Source organism: Paraglaciecola sp. T6c (genome assembly GCF_000014225.1).
Taxonomy (GTDB): domain Bacteria; phylum Pseudomonadota; class Gammaproteobacteria; order Enterobacterales; family Alteromonadaceae; genus Paraglaciecola; species Paraglaciecola atlantica_A.
The window spans coordinates 536,135-559,850 of record NC_008228.1; the positions used below are offsets into that span (position 1 = coordinate 536,135).

General features: G+C 44.4%; 22 protein-coding genes. 13 read left to right on the forward strand and 9 right to left on the reverse strand.

All coding sequences use genetic code 11. The features are described from left to right. Positions 1-65: 65 nt before the first annotated feature. The 5 genes from PATL_RS02390 to PATL_RS02410 all read right to left on the reverse strand — a co-directional run bounded on the left by PATL_RS02390 (position 66) and on the right by PATL_RS02410 (position 11,142). Positions 66-1,724 (reverse strand): amidohydrolase, encoded by a 1,659-nt coding sequence (locus PATL_RS02390; protein ID WP_011573386.1) that lies wholly within the window; start codon positions 1,722-1,724, stop codon positions 66-68. 181 nt (positions 1,725-1,905) lie between these two features. Beyond that, entirely contained in the window at positions 1,906-3,993 is a 2,088-nt protein-coding gene (gene fusA, locus PATL_RS02395) for an elongation factor G (protein ID WP_011573387.1), read from the reverse strand. A 273-nt stretch (positions 3,994-4,266) separates the two neighbouring features. Then, positions 4,267-5,289: a GGDEF domain-containing protein gene (locus tag PATL_RS02400; RefSeq protein WP_011573388.1), complete on the reverse strand. Its 1,023-nt coding sequence runs from the start codon at positions 5,287-5,289 to the stop codon at positions 4,267-4,269. Between the two features lie 146 nt (positions 5,290-5,435). Further along, a complete protein-coding gene (locus PATL_RS02405) occupies positions 5,436-8,777 on the reverse strand; it encodes an amidohydrolase family protein (protein WP_011573389.1) in 3,342 nt (1,113 codons plus the stop codon). A 154-nt stretch (positions 8,778-8,931) separates the two neighbouring features. Then, positions 8,932-11,142, reverse strand: a complete 2,211-nt coding sequence (locus tag PATL_RS02410) for a GspE/PulE family protein (RefSeq protein WP_011573390.1) — start codon at positions 11,140-11,142, stop codon at positions 8,932-8,934. A 358-nt stretch (positions 11,143-11,500) separates the two neighbouring features. On the opposite strand from PATL_RS02410, the gene rpsJ reads away from it, so the two are divergent. From rpsJ to rpsQ, 11 genes are read left to right on the forward strand one after another with little or no spacing between them, the layout of a single operon-like run. Then, positions 11,501-11,812 carry a 30S ribosomal protein S10 gene (gene rpsJ / locus PATL_RS02415; RefSeq protein WP_006992667.1) on the forward strand — a complete coding sequence of 104 codons (312 nt, stop codon included), beginning with the start codon at positions 11,501-11,503 and terminating at the stop codon, positions 11,810-11,812. A gap of 18 nt (positions 11,813-11,830) precedes the next feature. Continuing rightward, positions 11,831-12,469 (forward strand): 50S ribosomal protein L3, encoded by a 639-nt coding sequence (gene rplC, locus PATL_RS02420; RefSeq protein ID WP_011573391.1) that lies wholly within the window; start codon positions 11,831-11,833, stop codon positions 12,467-12,469. Positions 12,470-12,487: 18 nt separating this feature from the next. Continuing rightward, positions 12,488-13,093, forward strand: coding sequence for a 50S ribosomal protein L4 (gene rplD, locus PATL_RS02425; protein ID WP_006992669.1), 606 nt, complete (start codon positions 12,488-12,490; stop codon positions 13,091-13,093). Beyond that, positions 13,090-13,392, forward strand: a complete 303-nt coding sequence (rplW, locus tag PATL_RS02430; protein WP_006992670.1) for a 50S ribosomal protein L23 — start codon at positions 13,090-13,092, stop codon at positions 13,390-13,392. The genes rplD and rplW overlap by 4 nt, the downstream gene beginning before the upstream one ends. A 14-nt stretch (positions 13,393-13,406) precedes the next feature. Beyond that, entirely contained in the window at positions 13,407-14,231 is an 825-nt protein-coding gene (gene rplB, locus PATL_RS02435; RefSeq protein ID WP_006992671.1) for a 50S ribosomal protein L2, read from the forward strand. Between the two features lie 15 nt (positions 14,232-14,246). Continuing rightward, a complete protein-coding gene (rpsS, locus tag PATL_RS02440; RefSeq protein WP_011573392.1) occupies positions 14,247-14,522 on the forward strand; it encodes a 30S ribosomal protein S19 in 276 nt (91 codons plus the stop codon). Between the two features lie 10 nt (positions 14,523-14,532). After that, positions 14,533-14,865, forward strand: coding sequence for a 50S ribosomal protein L22 (rplV, locus tag PATL_RS02445; RefSeq protein WP_006992673.1), 333 nt, complete (start codon positions 14,533-14,535; stop codon positions 14,863-14,865). 9 nt (positions 14,866-14,874) lie between these two features. Further along, a complete protein-coding gene (gene rpsC / locus PATL_RS02450; protein ID WP_006992674.1) occupies positions 14,875-15,573 on the forward strand; it encodes a 30S ribosomal protein S3 in 699 nt (232 codons plus the stop codon). Positions 15,574-15,575: 2 nt separating this feature from the next. Continuing rightward, on the forward strand, positions 15,576-15,986 hold the full coding sequence (gene rplP, locus PATL_RS02455) for a 50S ribosomal protein L16 (RefSeq protein ID WP_006992675.1): 411 nt from the start codon (positions 15,576-15,578) through the stop codon (positions 15,984-15,986). Then, positions 15,986-16,177 carry a 50S ribosomal protein L29 gene (rpmC, locus tag PATL_RS02460; RefSeq protein WP_006992676.1) on the forward strand — a complete coding sequence of 64 codons (192 nt, stop codon included), beginning with the start codon at positions 15,986-15,988 and terminating at the stop codon, positions 16,175-16,177. The genes rplP and rpmC overlap by 1 nt, the downstream gene beginning before the upstream one ends. Then, complete coding sequence (gene rpsQ / locus PATL_RS02465) at positions 16,177-16,428, forward strand: 30S ribosomal protein S17 (RefSeq protein ID WP_011573393.1); 252 nt, start codon at positions 16,177-16,179, stop codon at positions 16,426-16,428. Before rpmC ends, rpsQ begins: the two co-directional genes overlap by 1 nt. 102 nt (positions 16,429-16,530) lie before the next feature. Here the strand turns inward: rpsQ and PATL_RS02470 are convergent, their stop codons facing one another. Further along, on the reverse strand, positions 16,531-17,946 hold the full coding sequence (locus tag PATL_RS02470) for a S41 family peptidase (protein WP_011573394.1): 1,416 nt from the start codon (positions 17,944-17,946) through the stop codon (positions 16,531-16,533). Between the two features lie 516 nt (positions 17,947-18,462). On the opposite strand from PATL_RS02470, the gene PATL_RS02475 reads away from it, so the two are divergent. Together PATL_RS02475 and PATL_RS02480 are read left to right on the forward strand one after the other, a co-directional pair. Further along, on the forward strand, positions 18,463-19,644 hold the full coding sequence (locus PATL_RS02475) for a sensor domain-containing diguanylate cyclase (RefSeq protein ID WP_011573395.1): 1,182 nt from the start codon (positions 18,463-18,465) through the stop codon (positions 19,642-19,644). A gap of 132 nt (positions 19,645-19,776) precedes the next feature. Next, positions 19,777-21,273 carry a catalase gene (locus PATL_RS02480; protein WP_011573396.1) on the forward strand — a complete coding sequence of 499 codons (1,497 nt, stop codon included), beginning with the start codon at positions 19,777-19,779 and terminating at the stop codon, positions 21,271-21,273. Positions 21,274-21,403: 130 nt separating this feature from the next. Here PATL_RS02480 and PATL_RS02485 read toward each other — a convergent pair whose 3' ends face one another. From PATL_RS02485 to PATL_RS02495, 3 genes are read right to left on the reverse strand one after another with little or no spacing between them, the layout of a single operon-like run. Next, a complete protein-coding gene (locus tag PATL_RS02485) occupies positions 21,404-21,982 on the reverse strand; it encodes a paraquat-inducible protein A (protein ID WP_041713202.1) in 579 nt (192 codons plus the stop codon). A 21-nt stretch (positions 21,983-22,003) separates the two neighbouring features. Beyond that, entirely contained in the window at positions 22,004-22,432 is a 429-nt protein-coding gene (locus PATL_RS02490; RefSeq protein WP_011573398.1) for a hypothetical protein, read from the reverse strand. Between the two features lies 1 nt (position 22,433). Next, positions 22,434-23,702, reverse strand: a complete 1,269-nt coding sequence (locus tag PATL_RS02495) for a porin (protein ID WP_011573399.1) — start codon at positions 23,700-23,702, stop codon at positions 22,434-22,436. Positions 23,703-23,716 lie beyond the last annotated feature (14 nt).

A 23,716-nucleotide genomic window follows, 5' to 3' on the forward strand; every position in this document is an offset into this window, starting at 1 on the left:
GTCGGAGGTATTGGCTTTTATGCTACAAGCAGTGCGAACCGCTGTGCTAAAAGCACGGCATCAGCTTAGTCATTCAGGGCGCTATCATAGCGTTTTACACCACCAACCCAGGTTTCAAGTACTTTGGTTTTCCATATATCCTGTGGGCTAATAGTGAATATATCCTGGTCGACTAAGATAAAATCAGCCCACTTACCAGATGACAAAGTACCTATGCTATTTTCTTGGTGAGCCGCATAGGCTCCGCTGTAAGTGAATCCTTTAAAAGCCTGCTCCACTGTTACTGCTTCTTCTTTAATCCAACCGGCCTCAGGCTGGTTGTTTCTATTCTGTCTTGTTACTGCAGCGTGTAAGCCGAAAAATGGGTTGGCCAATTCAACAGGAAAATCAGAGCCAAAAGGAACAATAGATCCCTGTTCTTCGAAAGTTTGCCAAGCATAGGCGCCTTTTAAACGCGCTTCACCAATTCGGTCTTGGGCCATGTTCATATCACTTGTGGCGTGTGTAGGCTGCATGGACGGAATTATTCCAAGGGTTTTGAATCTAGGTATGTCTGTCACATCGATAACTTGTGCATGCTCTACACGATTACGCAAATGCTGCCCTTTGATACGCGAAAAAGTCTCTTCAAATTGATCCAGCGCGAGTCTATTACCGCGGTCACCTATTTCATGAATATTAAGCTGAAAGCCATTGCCTATGATTAAATCAAATAATGGCTTGAGCTGCTTTATAGGGGTGAGTAATAGCCCAATGTTTTCATGGTCGTCTGAATATCCAGAGAGCATGGCTGCACCGCGGCTACCAAGCGCACCATCACCGTATACTTTGACGCTGCGGATTGACAAGTAATCGTATTGGTCGTGTATTGGACCTGCGTTGAGCATGTCTGCAAGCTTAGGATCTGTTGCTGCAAGCATGGCGTATATGCGCATGTTCAAATCGAGTTGCTGACTGCGCTTAATGTAATATTGGTAGGTAGCATAATTAATACCGGCATCGTGCGTGCTGGTGATCCCCAGTGAGAGCAAATGCGCTGCGGCAGCATCAAGTTTGCGCTGCAAATCTTGTTCGGTATCTTGAGGGATTTTTTCCACTAGCATGTTCATGGCGTTATCAATTAGTACACCAGTAGGCACACCGTTTTTATCCCTGACAATTTGGCCGCCTGGTGGGTCTAGTGAATCTTTGGTGACTCCCGCTATCTGCAATGCTTTGCTATTCGCCCAGCCAGCGTGTCCATCTATTCGGCTTATCCACACGGGACGGTCTTGAATATATTCGTCAAGCATCTCAGAGGTTGGAAATGCGTTATCGGCCCAAAGTACTTGGTTCCAGCCACCGCCCAATATCCATGTTAAATCAGGGTTTTGCTGAGCGTAATCTCGCACTTTTTGCGCGGAGGCTTTTGCACTAGGAATATCTCTGACATCTACTGCGAGTAGAGTTTCCCCTAAACCCAGTATGTGCCCATGGGCATCGATAAGGCCCGGCAGTAATACGCGCTTTTTTCCATCAATCATATCAGCATCAGGATAGGTATTTTTTAAGCTCGTGCCGCCAATAGCTAACACTCTGCCGCCATCGAAAACCATATCGGTAAACGTCACCATCTCCTCTGTATCGCTAAGGGTGTAACCATGCACATTAGTTAAGTGTGTTGGTGCGGCTAATGTGGCTGTACTTAACAAATAACCTAACAATATCAAGACTGAATGTTTCATTGTGATGACCTTCGCTTAAAGTTGATGCGTCTATAATCTAAGAACAAACGTTGGCCTAAAGTTAGCAACTATGCAAATTATTAGGAGGTCTATAAGAAAGCAATAAATGAGTGACATGTAGATACAAAAAAGCCCCGCTTGTTTTCACAAGCAGGGCCTTAAGCTTACCGGTAATTAATGATTACTTCTTAGCGTTACGCTCTTTAGTATCAGCAATTACTTTTTCAGCGACGTTGTTCGGACAAGGTGAGTAGTGCGAGAACTCCATAGAGAACTGACCACGACCTGACGTCATTGTACGCAATGAACCGATATAACCAAACATTTCTGAAAGAGGGATATCAGCCTTAACGCGAACACCAGTAACGCCTGCTTCTTGATCTTTGATCATACCGCGACGACGGTTCAAGTCACCGATAACATCACCAACATGGTCGTCTGGCGTGAACACGTCAACTTTCATGATAGGTTCAATCAACTGAGGACCCGCTTTAGGGATTGATTGACGGAATGCGCCTTTAGCAGCGATTTCAAATGCAACTGCTGATGAATCCACTGCGTGGAATCCACCGTCATAAAGCTCAACCTCAACATCTAACACAGGGAAGCCAGCAAGAACACCAGACTCCATCATGCTTGCAAAACCTTTTTCGATAGCAGGGAAGAATTCTTTTGGTACATTACCACCCACAACCACTGAGCTGAATGTGAAACCACTATTAGGCTCACCAGGCTTGATACGGTAATCGATTTTACCGAACTGACCAGAACCACCAGATTGTTTCTTATGAGTGTAAGAATCTTCAACTTCTTGAGTGATCGTTTCACGGTATGCAACTTGAGGCTCACCGACTTCTAATTCAACACCGTAAGTACGCTTAAGAATATCTACTTTGATGTCCAAGTGAAGCTCGCCCATACCAGATAGGATTGTTTCACCTGAATCTTGGTCAGTTTCAACACGGAATGTAGGATCTTCTGCAACCATTTTACCGATAGCTAGACCCATCTTCTCAGTTGAACCTTTATCTTTAGGTGTAACAGAGATAGAGATTACTGGTTCAGGGAATACCATCGCTTCTAGGATGATTGGATCTTTAGGATCACATAAAGTGTGACCTGTTTGAACGTTACTCTTCATACCAACGATTGCGATGATGTCACCAGCTTGAGCGCTAGTTAACTCATTACGGTCATCGGCTTGCATTTCACACATACGACCAATACGTTCAGTTTTACCTGTTGCAGCATTAAGTATGGTGTCGCCTTTCTTAAGCGTACCAGAATAGATACGTACGAAAGTAAGAGCACCAAAACGGTCATCTGTAATTTTGAACGCTAACGCTTTAAATGTTTCATCTGGTGAAACAATTGCGTACTTACCATTCGGCTCACCTTCTTCGTCTGTAAGAGGTTGAGGGTCAACTTCTGTAGGACTAGGTAGGTAATCAACAACAGCATCAAGAATGTTTTGAACACCTTTGTTTTTGAATGCAGAACCACAGTAAGTCGGGAAGAAGTCCATAGTACGCGTACCTTTACGGATACAACGTTTAATGTCTTCCATAGAAGGCTCTTCGCCGTCCATGTAAGCCATCATTAGGTCATCGTCTTGCTCAACAGCAGTTTCGATCAACATTTCACGGTATTCTTCTACTTTATCAACCATGTCCGCAGGAACATCTGTGATTTCGTAGTTTTCAGGAAGACCAGTGTCATCCCAAATGAATGCTTTGCGAGTAAGAAGGTCAACCACACCAACGAAGTCATCCTCGATACCGATAGGTAGAACCATAACGAGTGGATTAGCACCAAGTACTTTTTTGGTTTGGTCAACTACGCGGTAGAAGTCAGCACCCATACGGTCCAATTTGTTTACGAAGATAATACGTGCAACTTCTGAGTCATTCGCATAACGCCAGTTAGTTTCTGACTGAGGCTCAACACCACCAGAACCACAGAAAACACCGATGCCGCCATCAAGTACTTTAAGTGAGCGGTAAACTTCAACAGTGAAGTCAACGTGCCCAGGAGTATCGATAACGTTGAAACGGTGGTCTTTCCAAAAACAACTAACCGCAGCTGATTGGATAGTAATACCGCGCTCAGCTTCTTGTTCCATGAAGTCAGTGGTAGATTCACCATCATGTACTTCACCGGTTTTGTGTATTTGACCGGTAAGCTTCAAAATTCGTTCTGTTGTGGTAGTTTTACCCGCATCAACGTGGGCGAAAATACCGATGTTTCTGTAACGTGCTAAATCTTTCATTTCTTCAACTTCAGTCTGAGTAAAAATTGCGCGGGATTATACAAGATATTTCCGCAGGATGCCGATTTTCTTTTTAGAAAAATCTAAATATTCACTTTTTTACGGAATTTGGGCGGCCGTTTAAAAGAATGCGCGGATTTTACATGGTTTAAGACAGCGAATAAAGTGGTGTTTTGTTTATTTATTAGGCAGGTAAATTGGCTACGTTAGGTCATTTTAATATTCTCGTGAATATAAGGAATCAGCACAATTTCTGAATGGAGAAAACAACAATTAACCGTTAGACATGGGCATTACACGATTTCGACCTAAGTTCTTTGCTTCATATAGCTGTTTATCCGCAGCCTCAATAAGCGCCAAGGGATTCATCCCGGTTTTCATTTCGGCAATACCAAATGAAGCACTTATTCCTCCGAGTACTTGGGATGTACGTTTATCTCTAACCCCAATTTTTTCGATAGATCTGCGCATGGTTTCGGCTATTTGTCTGGCAACGCTGAGCTTACTATTGGGAACAATAATGGCGAACTCTTCACCACCAAAGCGAAATGCTTGCGCCCCTTCTCTGCATGCAGCTTGGAGTTTTTTAGCGCTGGCTTTTAAAACCAAATCCCCCATGACATGCCCATGGGTGTCATTGATCTTTTTAAAATGATCTAAGTCAGCCAATATTAGGCACATGTTTGGTCGCATAGCATGTGCTGCTAACTCTTCGTCAAAGTATCTACGATTACACAGGCCAGTCAAAACGTCATATAAGGCTGCTTGTTGGCTTTGTTCAAGTTGATTTCTTAATCGCGTAATTTCTCTTTCTGCATCATTAAGTGCGGTGCTAAAAGATAAAGTACTTCCACGAATTTGTTTGGTTTGACTGACCAAGGTCCGGACTAAGTCCATGACCTCTTCCATACTCAAGCCTTCTCGCTCTACTTTCGCTAAGTCGTCCATGCAGGTATCCATGGTACTTTTAAAGTTACGTGTTTCACTGCGGGTATCTTGCACAGATTGAGACAGTTCAATCACCATGCTTTCAAGAGAGTGACGAAGCTCCCACACATCTACATCTTGTTCATCCGCTACATGTTTGCGATATAAGTCTCGGGTCTTTGAATCTGATATGGGTAAATTGCGCTGCAAAGCATGATCAAGAGTTTCATTAAGGGATTCAGATTCATTACTTGCATAGGTGTACCACAGGGCATAGTTGAGCGGCACGGCAGGGATCTTATGCTTAAGCAATAAAGGGATGGTGTTTTTTAGATGTTTAAATGAATTCTCTAAATCGTGATTTTTCACACAGGTCGCTCGTAAACCGATTGTTTTTCAAGCTTACCAGACTGTCATATAACGTCCAGAAAATGTCATTGCGCTCTGAATTAATGAAAGAGTAAAAAAAGACAGTGATTTAGGAGATAAACCACCGTCTTATCCGTGCATAGGGTTTAGTGAACCCAGTGATGCTTCTCTGATTTTTGTTGAATACTCTGTTGTGTTGCCTCAGGCATAAAGAGTGTATTGTTATTTTCAAAGAAGAAAGCAGGGCGCTTGGTTTTGCTGCCCACTTCGTTCATGGTCGCTGCATCATATATACGGCCGTTGATTACGGTATAAGTTACATATTCGCTGCGGCGAATATCCGTTAATACGTCGCCGTCGATAATCATCATATCCGCTAACTTGCCTGCTTCAATACTTCCTAGTTGCTTGCCCATGCCTAGGTGCGTGGCGCCATCAATAGTGCCTCCTCGCAGTGCTTCCCATGGTGTGAAACCACCTTGCGTCATTAGCCAAAGCTCCCAGTGCGCAGCTAAGCCTTCACGTTGCCCGTGAGCGCCGATATGTACGCTTACGCCTTTATCACGTAATGTTTTAGCGTATTGTGCAACAAATACGTGGTTGTATTGATTATCTGGGGCGGTAGGGCGACGAATAGCGCGCCTATCTAACAGAAAGCTAGGTGTGTAGCGCAGAAGTCTTTCGTTTTTCCATACCTCTGTGCGGTCATACCAATACTCTTCACCCATTAGGCCGCCATAGGACACTACAAACGTTGGGGTGTAACCAAACTCAGTTTCCACCCACAATGCCGTCAAGTCTTGATAGCCTCTCGCTATTGGAAGAGAATGCTCGAGTCCTGTATGACCATCTACTAACATAGAGATATTTTGCTGATATTTACCGCCACCTTCTGGCACCACCATCAGGTTTAATTCACGGGCCGCGGCTAATATTTGCTGGCGTTGGTCGCGGCGAGGTTGGTTATAACTTTTAACTGAAATCGCTCCGGCATCCTTAAGGCGACGCAAGTGAGTCAGTGCATCCTCATAGCTATTAATAATCGCCTTATAGCCTAGGGCTTCCGCACCATAAATAATGGTACCGGTAGAGTAGGTGCGAGGGGCAACGCGTTTGCCAGCTTTTTGCAATTCGCTGGCAGCAAAAATTTCCGAGGTGTCATTTGATGGGTCATGGATAGTCGTCACACCAAAGGCGAGAGCTGAGTACATGTTCCAGTTTTGCTCTGGGATAATCTCGTTACTGCCTTGTGAGCCATGAGCGTGAGCATCAATCAAGCCTGGTAGAATTGTTTTGCCAGTGGTGTCAATTTTAAGAGCATTGTTGGGAATAGTAATGTCTGCACGTTTGCCCACTTCAACAATCTTATTGTCCTTGATAACAACCACAGCATCTTCAATGATTTCTTGTTGGTTATTGGCGTCACGCATAGTGACAACTGTACCGCCCACAAGTGCTTTATAACCTGAGGGCTTATCGGTTTTCTGCTCAAATGAGAGTGACATGCCCTCAGTAACAGGGTCAGGTAAATCTTCGGCTGCGCCGGGTACGAATGCAAATGCTTCTTTTAACTCGCGCTCATAGTAAGTCGCTGCGTGATACCAACTAATCGCTTGGCTGTCGCTGCGCCAAGTCAGATATTCTCCTGCGCGATCCGAGAGTTGCTTAATAGGAATGGTGGTACTTTTAGGGCCAATATCTTGTTTTTGGCCTATCTCGGTGAAAGGTGCAACGTACGCTTTATATTGATATACGAAGGCAATCCATTTTTTATCTGGGGATAAGCGATACTCAGCGATTTTGTCACCACCGTATAAATGTTCACGTTTATCTTCGCCATTGAGGTCAACACTGACTAACTGTTGTTCAGGGTAATCACTGCCAGATACAGACTCGGTAAAATACACCCGGCTGTTGTCACCAGCGAAATGTGGCGCGCTACCGTTTTTGGCGACACGCCTGTGTTTTTCACCCTTTACCGTAGCGGTATAGATACCAGGTTCCACAGAGTATTCTGGGGCCAATAAATAGCCGCCAGTTTTCTTATTGTAGGTAATCAGTTTGTCGTCCGTAGAGAAGCTTGGCTCGATAAAGTGCCCAGGCTCTTTGCTGATTACTTTTTCTGAACGACCGGAAGCGGATACAGTGCGCACGCTGCCTAAGTCTTTATCGTTCCATGTGGTGAAAACAATTTTTTTACCATCGTGAGAGTAGCGAGGATAGTACTCGTCATGATCGTTCTGCCGAGTAAGGCGTTTCACTTTACCGCTTTTGATCTCTTTAATATAAAGCTTACCAAGCGCCTGAAAAACGATGTTTTGCCCATTAGGGGATTTCTGCGCCCAGCGCGCCATTTTTACCGCAAATTTTTCGGGTGCCACATCAACGTCAAAACGCACTGCATCTGCGTATTTTACGGTTGCTTTTACTGATACAGGAATGTCTTTAACTGCTTGCGTTTTCACATCAATTGAGTGGAATTTACCACCGGTCCAAAACACGATACGTTTTGAATTGGGCATCCAATCAAAGTAAGGAAAATACCCTTCTGAGCCGAACCCTTCTTGCATGTCACGTTCAAGTTTTAAGTAGAGAAGGGATTCAACACCTGTGGCAATATCTTTAACAAACAGTCCGGTTTTCTCTTTAACTCTGCGTATGAAAGCAATCTGCTTACCGTCTGGAGAGGGGGTAGGAACAACAGCTCCCCCAGTGCCGCTGATGTACCGTTCTTCTTCGCCTGTGTTCATATCGTAACGAGTAATGGCGAAGATAGATTTTAGCGGGTCACGGTTATAATCAAAGGTGCTACCGGGTGATACATCTTGGGTGTAATACAGGTATTTCCCATCGGGGGAGAAAGCCGGGTCCGCTATGTTCTTTTGATCTGGGTTGCCATGCACACGTTTCTTAAGCACCATGCCATCACCGCCAGAGTGATGATATAGCCAGATTTCGCCTGCCGGAATACTGCGGCTAGACATTATCCCTTTATTCGCCACTATATATTGGCCGTCAGGGCTCCATTTAGGAGAATGAATTAAGTTATTCTTCTCCTTGGTTACTTGCACTAAATTGCTGCCGTCACTGTTCATCACCCAAACGTTCGACATGCCACCGCGATCGGATATAAACGCTATTTTTTTGCCATCAGGGCTGAACGTAGGTTGGATATTCCATGCGAAATCTTGCGTTAACGAGGTGGCCTCGCCGCCGCCGATAGAGCTGACATATAGATCGCCTAGCATATCAAAAACAAATTTCTCACCATTTGGCGAAACATCAAGACTAGACCAAGTCGTTTCATCAGTATTGATGGTGACTTCGTTTAAGTTAAAGGGGGGATTTAATACGTCCCATTCTGCTTCGCTGCTTTCTTCTGTGAGTGCATTTTGCTTAGCCTTTTGAAGCTCAACGCGACTGAATGCGTCAGCGCTTAAGCTTAGCATCGTGCTAAATAGCGCGACGTTGATAAGATTCTTATACATGTGTGATTCCCTGAGAGCTTAGTTATTATAAAAAGTCGACTATTAGAAAGCGAAAAATATACAAAACATCTGTACCGAAGACTATCTTCCTCAGTACTTTTAATTTGGCCAAAATAACTAAATTGTGAACTTAAGTTCACAGGTGATAAATTTTTTATACACTTGCTAGCATTTGAATTTGTGCAATATCAGTATCCCCTTTTAGCACTTTTAAAATGCCATCTTGAATCAAGGTGCGCATACCATCTTCCATGGCCTGCGCTTTAAGTTGGCTGACAGGTGCTTCCTTATATACCATTGAGCGCAGTGCGGGTGTCATGCTGAGTAATTCATGAACTCCGGTTCTACCTTTATAGCCTGTGTTACCACATCTATCGCAGCCTTTGGGTTTATGCAGCATCAAGGTCGGCTGGAGGCTAAGCTCGGATACGTAGTCCGCACCGTACTGGCGCGTGATAAACTCTACATCAGTGTCTGATGCTGGGGTCGCTTCTTTGCAGTTTTTGCACAAGGTACGCACTAAGCGCTGGGCCAAAATACCGATGCAGGCATCAGAAAAGTTAACGGGGTCGATGCCCAAATCTAACAGACGAGTAATGGTTTCAGGGGCGGAATTGGTGTGCAAAGTAGAGAACACTAAATGCCCTGTAAGCGACGCTTCGACGCCGGCATGGGCGGTCTCTTTGTCACGCATTTCACCAATTAATATGATGTCTGGGTCTGCCCGTAAAAAAGCGCGTAGGGCGCTGGCAAAGGTAAATCCGATGCGAGGACTTACTTGGACTTGCTGCAAGCCTGCTTGTGTGATTTCGACGGGGTCTTCAGCTGTCCATATTTTTTTATCAGGGGTATTAATGTGGCCTAGCACAGCGTGTAGAGTGGTGGTTTTACCTGAGCCTGTTGGGCCAACGACCAGCAAAATGCCATGGGGCTTTTCAATCATGCGTAATATGCTTTGGTTATTGGCTGGTGATAGATTCATTTTCTCCATAGGCAGTGCGCCGCCGGTAGCAAGAATACGCATAACAACACCTTCCCCGGCCACAGTGGGAATCGTCGCCACGCGTACTTCGATAATTTGCCCTGATAATTTAAAGGCGAGCTTGCCATCTTGAGGTAGGCGCTTCTCGGCGATGTTCAAATTAGACATGATTTTGATGCGGGCAATTACGGCATTGTGGTGCGAAGCAGGCACTTGGGTGATATCGCGGCACACTCCGTCAATGCGCATACGAACTCTTGTTGGCGCATTTTTCTCTGCATCTATATGAATATCAGATGCATCGAGTCGCTTGGCATCGTGCAAAATACGGCTGACCAGGCGCACTACAGCTGGTGCATCGTCAGACATATCATCAGCTTGCTCATCGGCTTCTTGACCACTGGTTTCTATTTCATCTAGGATCTCGTTCATGGCGCCAGGACCAGCGCCACCACCGCTTGCTTCACCTAAGTATTGTAAAACGGTGTTAGGCAGTGCGACCGAGATCCCATAGCTATCAATGCCTAATGCACTCTCAATTTCCATCAGTAAATTGGCATTACTGGGCTGCGCCATTAGCACAGTGGGTTTTTCAGTGGCATCGGTGATCACCGCAACAAAGTTACGTTTCAGATATGATAAATTTAATTTGCTGTCGCTTTGATATAGATGAAATCGGTCCGGTTTATAACCGATGTAAGGGACTTGGTAATGCACTGACAGCGCGATACCCATCTCGTCTTCTGGTATGCGCTTTTCCGTCATCAATCGTTGAACGAGTTGGGCGTGATCAGGATTAGTGTGCACATACTTCGCCAACGTGTCTTCATCTATTACGTTTCTATGGACTAGATAATCGAACGGCTGGCTAGTTCCACCAAGCTCATAGCGAAACTTATTGCCTAAAGCCTGTGCGACTTTATCGGCTAACGCTAAGTCGGCCGATTGAAAGACACCATCGTTTCTATTGATGATTTGCATAATACCCATCAACACACCTGCGTTTAAAATAGGTATGCAGATAAGGTTCTGTGTTTTGAAGGTAGAGCTTTTATCGAATTTATCAGCGAATTTTAGCCGTGGATGTATCGCAGATAGCTCTTCACTGCTATAGGGGTCATTAACAATCAGTGGCTTTTGACTTAATGCTACGTATCCCGCAATCGACTGCGGGCTAATGGGCACTTTAATTTCTTGTATTTCATTGCCTGTTTTAAAGCGGGCAACAAGATCTTGGTGCTGCATTCTGCGCTGAAAGATACTCATGCGTTGAACATTAAATAATGATAGCAACAATGGCTCTAATTTGTCGTAAGCACTGATTAAAGAAGGGGCATTAGCTAATAGTTGCTTAAGTTCTTGTAAAGCCGATTGATGTTCCATAGAAGCCTGCGTCAAATTTGTTTTTTTTATTTATACTTATCGTCACACTATAGCCGAGTGAATAATGGGATAACACTTGTTTTACATTCATGGGAAAAAGTTGAACGTGGTAGGTAATTAAAAGTAATGGGTAGGTAATCTCTATTATTTTACAATTGGTTGTTGCAAAAATAAGCGATACAGGTATACTTCGCGCCCACTTGTCCAGAAGGGCAATGGTTTTGACTTAGGCCTCGGCCGAACGTCATTAAATACAGGACCCTAATTTTGGGTTAGCAGTTTTTCATTCATCCCCCTACCTAAAGTAAAAAGGTAGTCGAGGATGGTTTTTTTTGTTCTTTCGATTGGAGCTTAATCGATGCCAAATCAAAGAATTCGTATTCGTTTGAAAGCGTTTGATCACAAGTTGATCGATCAGTCTACGGCTGAAATCGTTGAAACTGCGAAGCGTACCGGTGCTCAGGTTAGTGGACCTATTCCTCTACCTACCCGTAAAGAGCGTTATACAATACTTACTTCACCTCACGTAAACAAAGATGCGCGTGATCAGTATGAAATTCGTACACATAAGCGTTTGGTGGATATCATCGAGCCTACTGATAAAACAGTAGATGCCTTGATGAGATTGGACTTGGCTGCCGGTGTTGATGTTCAAATCAGCCTGGGCTAACAAGAGAGGGTTTTAACAATGGCGATTGGTCTTATCGGTCGTAAAGTTGGTATGACACGCATCTTCACTGAAGACGGCGTATCAATACCAGTGACTGTTATAGAAGCCACCCCGAACCGTGTTACTCAGTTACGTACTGACGAAACCGACGGGTATACAGCGCTTCAAGTAACCGCTGGCGACAAAAAAGCGAACCGCGTAAATAAAGCAGCAGCAGGTCATTTTGCTAAAGCTGGCGTGGAAGCTGGTCGTGGTTTATGGGAATTCCGTTTAGACGGCAACGAAGGCGAAGGCATAGAAGTTGGCAGTGAAATCACTGTTGAAATCTTTGCTGAAACCAAAATGGTTGACGTTGCAGGAACTTCTAAAGGTAAAGGTTTCCAAGGTGCTATTAAGCGCTGGAACTTTAGCCACCAACGTAATTCACATGGTAACTCATTGTCTCACCGTGCTCCTGGTTCAATTGGCCAAAACCAATCACCAGGTAAAGTCTTCAAAGGCAAAAAAATGGCCGGTCAGATGGGAAATAAACGTGTGACAGTTCAGTCTTTGGATGTAGTACGTGTTGACGCAGAGAACAACCTTCTTCTAGTAAGAGGCAATGTTCCTGGAGCGCCAGGTGGCGACGTCATCATCAAAGCTGCAGTTAAAGCGTAACGTCTGGGGAGTTAAGTGATGGAATTAGTATTGAAAGATGCGCAAAGCGCTCTTGAAGTATCCGAAGCAACCTTTGGACGTGAATTTAACGAAGCACTAGTACATCAAGTAGTAGTTGCATTCGGTGCAGGCGCCCGTCAGGGTTCTAAAGCACAAAAAACACGCTCTGAAGTTCGTGGTGGTGGTGCCAAACCTTGGCGTCAAAAAGGAACAGGTCGTGCCCGTGCTGGTACTATCCGTAGTCCTATCTGGCGTTCTGGTGGTGTAACATTCGCTGCTAAGCCACAGGATCACAGCCAAAAGGTTAACAAGAAGATGTACCGCGGTGCGATTCAAAGCATCCTGTCTGAATTGGTACGTCAAGAACGTTTAATCGTGGTTGAAAAGTTTTCAGTTGAAGCGCCTAAAACTAAGGAATTACTTTCTAAGTTAAATGGCCTTGAGCTAAGTGATGTACTAATCGTAACGTCTGAAGTTGATGAGAACTTGTTCTTAGCAGCTCGCAACTTATACAAAGTTGACGTACGTGATGTACAAGGCATTGACCCAGTCAGCCTGATCGCATTCGAAAAAGTGTTGATAACTGCTGATGCAGTGAAAGCATTAGAGGAGGCGTTAGCATGATTAACGAAGAACGTCTTTTAAAAGTGGTTTTAGCACCACATGTTTCTGAAAAAGCAACGCTTGCAGCTGAAGTTAACAACACTGTTGTTTTCAAAGTGCTTAAAGATGCGAACAAAGAAGAAATCAAAGCGGCAGTTGAAAAATTGTTCGAAGTTGAAGTTAATTCTGTTCGTACTGTTAACGTAAAGGGTAAAACCAAGCGTCACGGTGCATCTTTCGGCAAGCGTAAAGACTGGAAAAAAGCTTACGTTGTGCTTAAAGAAGGTCAAGACATCGACTTTGCTGGCAGCGAAGGCTAAGAAGGGGACTAGACATGCCATTATTGAAAGCTAAGCCGACTTCTGCTGGTCGTCGTCACGTAGTTCAGGTTGTTAACCCTGATCTACACAAAGGCGCTCCTTACGCTCCTTTGCTTGAAAAGAACAGCAAATCTGGTGGCCGTAATAATAACGGACGTATCACAGTACGTCACGTTGGTGGTGGCCACAAGCAACACTATCGTGTTATAGATTTCAAACGCAACAAAGACGGCATTCCAGCTAAAATTGAGCGTTTAGAATATGATCCTAACCGTTCTGCAAACATCTGTTTGGTGTTGTACGCAGACGGCGAACGTCGCTATATCTTGGCACCTAAGGGCGCTAAAGCAGGTGATCAGATTCAATCTGGTTCAGACGCTGCGATCAAAGCTGGTAACTCTTTACCAATGCGTAACATCCCAGTAGGTACTACGGTACACGCTATTGAGATGAAGCCTGGTAAAGGTGCACAAATTGCTCGTTCTGCTGGTCAGTACGCTCAAATCCTAGCGCGTGCCGAGGGTTATGTAACTCTTCGTTTACGTTCTGGTGAAGTTCGTCGAGTATTAGCAGACTGCCGTGCCACTATTGGCGAAATCGGTAATGCAGAACACATGCTACGTTCACTTGGTAAAGCCGGTGCGAACAGATGGCGCGGTATCCGCCCAACAGTTCGTGGTGTTGCCATGAACCCAGTAGATCACCCACACGGTGGTGGTGAAGGACGCACATCAGGCGGCCGTCACCCAGTATCACCTTGGGGTGTTCCAACTAAGGGTAAGAAAACCCGTAGTAACAAGCGTACCGATAAACTTATCGTACGTCGTCGTAATAAGTAACAGCGAGGATTCACCATGCCACGTTCTCTCAAGAAGGGTCCATTTATAGACCTACACTTGCTGAAGAAGGTTGAGGCTGCAGTGGAAAAGAACGACAAGAAACCAATCAAAACTTGGTCTCGTCGTTCTATGATCATCCCAGATATGATTGGGTTGACCATTGCGGTCCATAACGGTCGCCAGCACGTTCCAGTTTTCGTCAGTGACGAAATGGTCGGCCATAAGTTGGGCGAATTTGCACCAACGCGTACTTACCGCGGCCATGTCGCGGATAAGAAAGCTAAGAGATAGGGGATAAAATATGGAAGCATTAGCTACACATCGCCATGCCCGTACCTCGGCTCAAAAGGCACGCTTGGTTGCAGATCAAATTCGCGGTTTACATGTTGAAAAAGCACTTGAACTTTTGGCTTATAGCCCTAAGAAAAGTGCCGATCTAATCAAAAAAGTATTAGAGTCAGCAATTGCGAACGCTGAACATAACGAAGGCGCAGACATCGATGAATTGACTGTCTCAAAAGTTTTCGTTGATGAAGGCCCAACTATGAAGCGTATCAAGCCAAGAGCCAAAGGCCGTGCTGATCGTATATTTAAGCGTAGCAGTCACATCACTGTTGTTGTGGCTGATAACTAGGAGAAGATAATGGGACAGAAGGTACATCCTACAGGCATACGCCTGGGTATCAGCAAACCATGGACATCTACCTGGTACGCTAATACTGCAGATTATGCAGATAACTTGTTTAATGATCATCAGGTACGTCAGTATCTGACAAAGGCACTTAAGACTGCTTCTCTTTCTAAGATCGTTATTGAGCGTCCAGCGAAAAGCATCCGTGTGACTATTCACACTGCTCGTCCTGGCGTTGTAATCGGTAAGAAAGGTGAAGACGTTGAGAAGCTACGTAAGCATGTATCTAAGTTGGCCGGCGTGCCTGCTCAGATTAACATCGCTGAAGTACGCAAGCCTGAATTAGACGGTCAACTGGTTGCTGACAGCATTGCTAGTCAGTTAGAGCGTCGTGTAATGTTCCGTCGTGCTATGAAGCGCGCAGTACAGAACGCGATGAGAATTGGTGCCAAAGGTATTAAAGTTCAAGTAAGTGGCCGTTTAGGCGGTGCTGAGATTGCGCGTGCCGAGTGGTATCGTGAAGGTCGTGTTCCATTACACACTTTCCGTGCTGACATCGACTATGCAACATCAGAAGCTAACACGACTTACGGTATCATTGGCGTGAAGGTCTGGATCTTCAAAGGTGAAGTATTGGGCGGATTGCCTCTTACGCAAGAGCAACCAGCTCAGCCTAAGAAGAAAGGCCGTTCACCTAAGCGTGAGGGCTAATTATGTTACAACCTAAACGTATGAAGTTCCGTAAAATGCACAAAGGTCGTAACCGTGGCTATGCCGCTGGTGACAGTGTGAGTTTTGGAACGTTCGGACTAAAATCCGTTGGCCGTGGTCGTATGACTGCTCGCCAAATCGAAGCAGCTCGTCGTGCTATGACACGTGCCGTTAAGCGTCAAGGTAAAATTTGGATTCGAGTTTTCCCTGACAAGCCAATTACTGAGAAGCCTCTTGAAGTGCGTCAAGGTAAAGGTAAAGGTAACGTTGAATACTGGGTTTGCCAAATTCAACCAGGTCGTGTTCTATATGAAATGGAAGGTGTTCCAGAGTCAGTAGCTCGCGAAGCGTTTGAATTGGCCGCGTCAAAACTGCCGTTTAAAACCACCTTTGTAACTCGGACGGTGATGTAATGAAAGCCACAGAACTGAAAGATAAAAGCGTAGAAGAATTGAACACTGAGCTATTAAACTTGCTTCGTGAACAATTCAACCTACGTATGCAAGCGAGTACTGGCCAGCTTGAAAAAACTGACCAAATTCGTAAAGTACGTCGCAGTATTGCGCGTGTTAAAACCATTCTGACTCAAAAGGCTGCTGCATAATGACTGAACAATCAAGTCGTACAGTACAAGGTCGTGTGGTCAGCAACAAAATGGATAAAACCATTACTGTTGCAGTAGAGCGTAAAGTGAAATCCCCTATTTATGGTAAGTTCATTAAGCGTACTACTAAGCTACACGCTCATGACGAGACTAACCAATGCAACACAGGCGACGTAGTAACAGTACGTGAATGTCGTCCTATGTCTAAGTCCAAAAACTGGATGTTGGTAGATATCGTTACTAAAGCTTAATCAGTTTTAGATACAATTTAAAAGGCGCGCCTCGTAAGAGTCGCGCCTTTTTTGTTTCTGTGTTCTTATAATATTTTTGCAAGGATCCTATTCACGCAGGATTTACTTTTGTGGCTCACCAATAGGTTGGTTAAGGGCATTTTCAAGCATGATGGCATCGAGAATACTAACAGAGGTTTGAATGCTCGGACCTTGACTGACAGGAAATTGGGCTACGGCTATTTTCGCTTTAGCTTGTACTGGGCATTGGCCAGTTTGTAAGTGATTCACCGCTGCGCTGAGCATGCGTTCATCATTAGAGCCTAATGCGTGACTAAAGTCATCTTCCACTAGGCAGCCTTGCACATCAGCTTCAAATATGGGGTTAGGGGTAGGAATAAAGCCGTCTGAATATTCGCCAAAGCCTTTTTGATTACTGCCTTGAAACTGTATTGTGAAGTAGGTGGTGCCACAGTTATCTGTAGGATAAAAGCCGTAGGGTTTGCCGCATGTTGTATCGCCAATTATCACCACCTCAACATCGATGCCTCTTAAACCGTTTATAACCGCTTCGCTTGCTGAACAGGTTGCACCACTGGTCAGTATATATATCGTATTTAAGCCCAAGCTGGGTAGGGCATTTGACGTAAACTCATTCCGTTCATAATCTATTTCGCGGTTATAAAATGGGGTTGGTTGAAGTCGCCTGCCTGTGACTGGATCAAAAGTCGGATGCTTATCATTGAACTTAAGTTCATCAAAGATGAGGCCGTCTGTTTGCTGTTCTCCTGTGACCATAAATGCCAATTGTGAGGCCATAGACAGCAAGCCACCGCCGTTATAGCGCAAGTCTAGTATGAGGGCTTGCACATTGTTTTGGCTAAATAGATTGAAAGCGGATATTAAAGGACCCTGTGCGCTCTGAATATGGCTATCAAACTGAACGTAACCGACAGAACCTATCTCTGTTGATAATACCGTCGAGTTTCGTACGGGCGAAAGTTCAACATTACTGGGTGTTAATGAGTAGTCGCGCTGAACTCCACTTTTCTTTTGCAAGGTAAACTGAAACACTTGCCCTGCGCTTGAAGGAAAAAGCGCCTCGTTGATTGTATCAACGTCATCATTATTCTCAGTGTTAATAAAATCGATAGTGTCTATTGCAATCAACTCATCACCACGTTCAATCCCAGCGTTTTCTGCAGGAGAGCCAGGTTGTGTGTAGCGCACAATAATGCGTCTTGGCGCGCTCGCCTGAATAAACTCCCAACTGATACCGTAACCAAAGGACTGACCTCGTTGAGTGCGGGTTAAATACTCATCTGTGCTTTGAGAAAAGTGAAAGTTGTCTTTAAATGATCCCGCGTCGGACCGAAAATCTGTTTTCAGTTGCTCGAAGTATATTGAAGTTGAGAAATCAGCCGGATTATTGTCGTCGACTTCGTCATACCAAAGGTAAGTGTTATTGGTCCAAGAGCGCAGCCAAAGCTTTTCATCAAGAGCATCACCAGCAGCATCGGTAAAAGCTTCCCCCGTCACGCTGCTGACTCCGCTTCTAGGGATGGCGCAGCTATCTTTAAATAGAGACTCGTCTTAGTAGACCCCGGATACCCAGCGTGCTTCAGAGGAAGGCACAGTGGGGGTTGAAGAGCTCGAACTTGCACCTCCATTTCCCCCACCGCAAGACATTAAGAATACACTTACATTTATTAATGTAAGTTGGCACAGCAATTTTAAATTCACGAAAAACTCACTTTTTATAAATCTAACGTTATTACGCGACAAATTGTTTGTGGAGGCAAATTTATTCATCCATTTCGATTTTAGTGTGTTGATGCCGGCGCTAATTTAAAATCCAATTTCAAGTACCGAATTAAATCAAAATAGATTGTTTCAAGCGTTCTTGCACTTTTGTCGAATAACCTAAAGTCCAATGTTTAAAACGCTCTTTGCAGACTAAAATTTTGCCACTTAACACACTAAAACTATGACTTAACCTCTATCACCGCAGTAAATTCGACTGAGCGTTTCACTATGCCTTGGAGGCACAAAAGTATGACTACAAATCGCTCTTCACATTATCCACCGGGTTATCCACGAGGCGCCGCAATATCCAGTACGGTATACTTATTACTCGGTGTATTACTTGCTGTGTTTGTTTTTTTAACATTAGATAGAGTCATTCAAGCGCAAGCAAAGATCACCCACGAAGTCAATATCAGCGGGCAGCAACGCATGTTGCTTCAAAGAGCGAGTTTATTTGCTTCAGCTTACCTATACAGTGAAGATATTGCAGCCAAACAAACCAGTTTGCAGGCTTTAGGAGAAATGCAGGTCAACCATCAGCATTTAACAGAGCCTCATTTCAGCGCATTAGAAAAAGGCCAAGCGTCCCCTTTGTCTGCTGAGCTACAAGCGCTTTATTTCACTGCTGATAATAATGTTACCGAACAATTAACTATATTTGGTGATCAACTCTACTTCGCTTTGAATCTAGAGAAAATTCAGAATGGGGCGAAGTTAGATGCTAAGGCATTGATGGAGATGGCGTATACACCATTATTACAGAAACTTGAGGATGTCACGCGGCAATATGAGATCCAGGATAACAAGCGAATTGATGCCTTGAGATCCGTTCAACGAGTGGTGTTTTGGATGACGATAGCTATCTTACTTCTCGGTTTATGTCTGATGATGTTTAACTTTAACAAGCACGCTCACATCGAATTAGCCGCAAAATCCTTGGGGGGGGATTCTGGGCAAGAAACGCCTGTTTTTAATCTCAATGCGCTAGAGTTATCGGCACGCAAGCTTATCGCCACAGCACGACGCCACAACGAGTCTATGAGTGTTCTCGCGTTTGATATCGACCGCTTCCCACAAATACTCACCAATTACGGTCGGGACACCGCGGATGAAGTATTGAACCAAGTTGCAAAATCAATCTCAACTGTGTGTCGCGACTCTGACTACCTTGGTCAAATAGAAGATGAAAAATTTGTTCTTTTGTTGCCAAAAACGTCAGCCAAACAGGCCATGTGTTTAGCAAATAAAATTAGCTCGTACTTTGAGCAGCTAAAAAGCAATGCGCAGTTAAGGGAGGTTATTCCGTCGGTGAGCATTGGTATTAGTGAACTTGACGTTGACGATAGCGTCTTGCAGCCGATTATCACTCGGGCATTTCACGCATTAACTCTTCATTCTAGTCTAAAGCACGGGCGAGTTTGTGTGGGCTGATTGAGTACCATGATTAATCCCATCTAGTTTGTTCATGACACTTTCCTGTATGGCACTGCTACAATTCTTAATAACGATCTACTGAAACTATGTAAGCGTAGATTTGATAATTGAAGCAATGGAGAGAAGCGTATGTCAGATAAACCAAGATTAACCACCAGTGCTGGTGCACCAGTTCCCTCAAATAGCACTTCAAGGTCGGCAGGCGAACGCGGACCGCTGCTGCTCACTGATTATCAACTGATTGAAAAACTAGCTCATCAGAACCGTGAACGTATCCCTGAACGCGCTGTTCACGCCAAAGGCTGGGGCTTGAAAGGCAAATTTACTGTTACCCATGATATTAGCCAATATTCTTGTGCGAAATTATTCTCCAACGTAGGCAAGACCACTGAAGTGTTAAGCCGTTGGTCTACAGTGGCAGGAGAGTCCGGCGCGGCAGATACAGAACGTGATGTACGTGGCTTTAGTCTCAAGTTTTATACCGAAGAAGGTAATTGGGATATGGTGGGTAACAATACCCCAGTATTCTTTATAAGAGACGGTTTCAAGTTTCCTGACTTTATCCGCACCCAAAAGCGCCACCCCAAAGCAAATTTACGCTCTCCTGAAGCCATGTTCGACTTCTGGGCGGCCCAGCCAGAATGCGTGCATCAAGTGACTATTCTTATGTCAGATCGTGGGATCCCAGTTAATCCGATGTACATGAACGGTTATGGTAGCCACACTTTTAGCATGTGGAATAAAGATGCTGAGCGCCACTGGGTTAAATTTCACTTTAAAACACAGCAAGGCCATAAGCATTACACCAATGCTGAAGCAGAAGCGTTAACGGGCAAAACCCGAGAGGCTTATCAAGAAGACTTGTATAACGCGATAGAGGAAGGAAATTTCCCTAAATGGACCATGTACATTCAGGTTATGCCCGAGTTAGAAGCAGAGAATCAACCTTTCAACCCTTTTGACATCACAAAAATTTGGCCTCACGCTGACTTCCCACTTATTGAAGTGGGTGAGCTGGAAATGAATGAAAATCCTGAGAACTATTTTCAGATGGTTGAAAATGCAGCTTACAGTCCATCTAATGTAGTACCTGGAATTGGCTATAGCCCAGACAAGATGCTACAGGCGCGCGTTTTCTCATACGCAGATGCTCATCGGTACCGCTTAGGGACGCATTATGAAGCTTTACCGGCCAATGTGGCTAAGGCATCTAACATACAGCATTATCATAAAGACGGTTCAATGCGTTTTTTCACCAATGACTTTGGTAACCCAGACGCCTACTATGAGCCAAATCAACATAATGGGCCCGTCGCTGATGCTAGCGTTGAAGAACCGCCGTTGCGTATTGACGGAGATGCCGCTCGCTACGAACAACAAGAGAGTGATGCCGATTATGTGCAGCCTAGGGCTTTGTATGAAATGTTTGATGATGCGCAAAAGCAGCGCTTATACGACAATTACGCGGCAGCGATGGGGCCTTGTTCCTCCTCGGTGAAAGAGCGTTGGTATGCAGTGTTAGAAAAAGTGCATCCAGAATATGCAAGAGGTGTGCGTTTAGCGAATGACAATCTAGACAGTGACACAAATGCAGTACCGATTACCGATGACACACCTGTTAGATAGTGTAAGTCGTTAGCTTTTAATACCATTACGCCATCGCGACGCCTTAATCAAAACCGCTGGACGCATTCTGAGGCGGGCACTTATTAATGCGGATTGGTACAAAAGGTCGCATTAGCGGCCTTTTTAGTTTTTATACATCGATTTCGACGCGTTGCAGTGTATAGGGTGATGTGGCTATATGACTGGCCAGCAATGATATTAAGCAATAGCCGACAAAATAGAAAAAGCCGTCTCCCGCGGCTGATAGGGTTTGGGTGCTGATATCAATACCTATGGTGAAGCCAAATAAATTAAGAGTTTCTTGGGACAAGGTATCTGCATGATTGGTGGATAATATCGCTAAAAAGACCGCAACTACGAACACATCAGCCATTGACCACTTACCAATAGTTGCCACAAATTGCGTTACTTGGCGAGCCAAATTATGGTTACGAGTAAAATAGATGATGCTCATCAAAGTGGTCTTTAAAATTGGAATACACACTGAGAATAAAAAAATCAAGGCAGCAACTAAAAAACGTTCACTGTCCCAAAGTTCATGCACCATGCTCAAAATAGACAATTCTTTGTCGATAAGATTGGATGTCATGCCTGCAGTATTTAACAGTGCGGTCATTTCCATGCTTAATGCGAACATGGGCAGGGTAATGCCTGGAATAAAAAGTGCGATAGCCATGATGTTCAGGGCGAATGATAGGTGCTTTTTCAAAAAATCGTCTCGTATGTAGCGCTACTCTTCGAAACGATAAACGACTTTTAACGAATCATCCACCTCTGATTCTAGAACATACCCAATCGCTTTATCTGAGCGACGAAGCTCATCAAGCATTTCATCATTTGAAGGAAAATTACTCGGTGGACTTGCGCGGCCTGAGAACAGAAGGCGAGCCCAATAAGCATTAATCTTCTCTTCACTTTTATTGACTAATAATTGATAAAACTGCTGCTTTTCATTACTGCCAGTAGTGCGATCTAACGGTTTTGCTACTACACCATTTGGGAAGGTATTATATCGACCCATGTAGATATCAATGACCTGCGTTTTACTCAACGAATCAAGGGTATTACCTTTCCCGACTACAACCACCAAGGCGAGGCTTGAGTGAGAAACGACAATCAGTGCAACAATACTAAAAAAACGAGTGATGAGAGGACCCATGCTAAAATACCCAATTCAGGTTAAGGCTCGTCACTGTGACGCTCTCCCCCGAATCTGGTTGAACGTTAACTTTCCATATGCCGAACCCATCGTCAGCAATAACGCTGTAATCCATCTGAAATTTCGCAATTAAGGACGCTGATAGTTGCCATTTTGTACCTAAGCTAAACGTATGTTGTTTGGTTCTATTCTGATTAAATAAGTTCGTTATGCTAGGACCAAATGACTGGATGGTTGCCACGACTTCGGCAGGAGCAAATGGGGATATTTCACCTACACCGTCATCCACATTATCTTTTGTTGGCTCGATGGCGGACACGGTCACGAAATAAGTAATACCCTCAGGTTGATACCCTATACTGAGATAACCAGAGACAGAATCTCGCTCTAATTCCCAGTCAGATTTAATGAATCCTAATTCAGTTTGCACTAACCATAAGTCGTTATCATATTGATATCCAAGACCGAAAAATTGTTGATCTTTGCTTTCGAAACTTACTCTATCAAGTAATTCAGGGCCGCCTGGCCAAACGCTTGGTGGAAACAGCGCGATTGCGGCATCGAAAGCGCTCAAATCTGCGCTAAAGTTGTCTACTTCTGCACTTAGATATGAAGCTCTTAGCTGCCAATTATCTTGCTGATAAGAAACTGAAGTGGTTAACACATCAGTAAAATCGATATCATATGCTCGTCCCGTAGTAGCAATACGGGCATCAGACTCACCAAATCCAGCTTTTAGCTGTAAAAAGCCATTTCCTAGGGAGTGCTTATAGGCGATATCAGCCCCTTCAAACTGAGATACGGATGTGACCTTGCTATAGAACTCAGCAGGTGGGCGTGCCCAGAGGTAAGCATATCCCACTGATTTATATTCAGATAAAAAGTAAATGTCGGTGTTCATTCGACCTGCACGAAACTCCCAGCGACTGTCTAACTTGTATCGTAAGAAGGCCACATCAATATAATTGAGTACAGAAGAATCTTGTTTGTCTCTATAGACCGCTTGCACAATCGCATCCCATTGGGGGGTGAAGCTAATATTCGCTTGGGCACCTATTAGCGAATCTGGTGCGAACGAAAAACCGCTACGGGCTGGTGTTTTAAAATTGGTATGGAATCCCAAATCATCACTGTCATTATAAATAGCTCCCAAAGTGGCGAAGCCATTGAATTTAATCATGTCACTTTCAGCGAGTGCCATATCTATACTGACTATGCTGAGTAGTAAGTACGTAAACGTGCTTCGAGCTAGTGTAGTGTAGTTAGGCATGGTTAATAATGTTC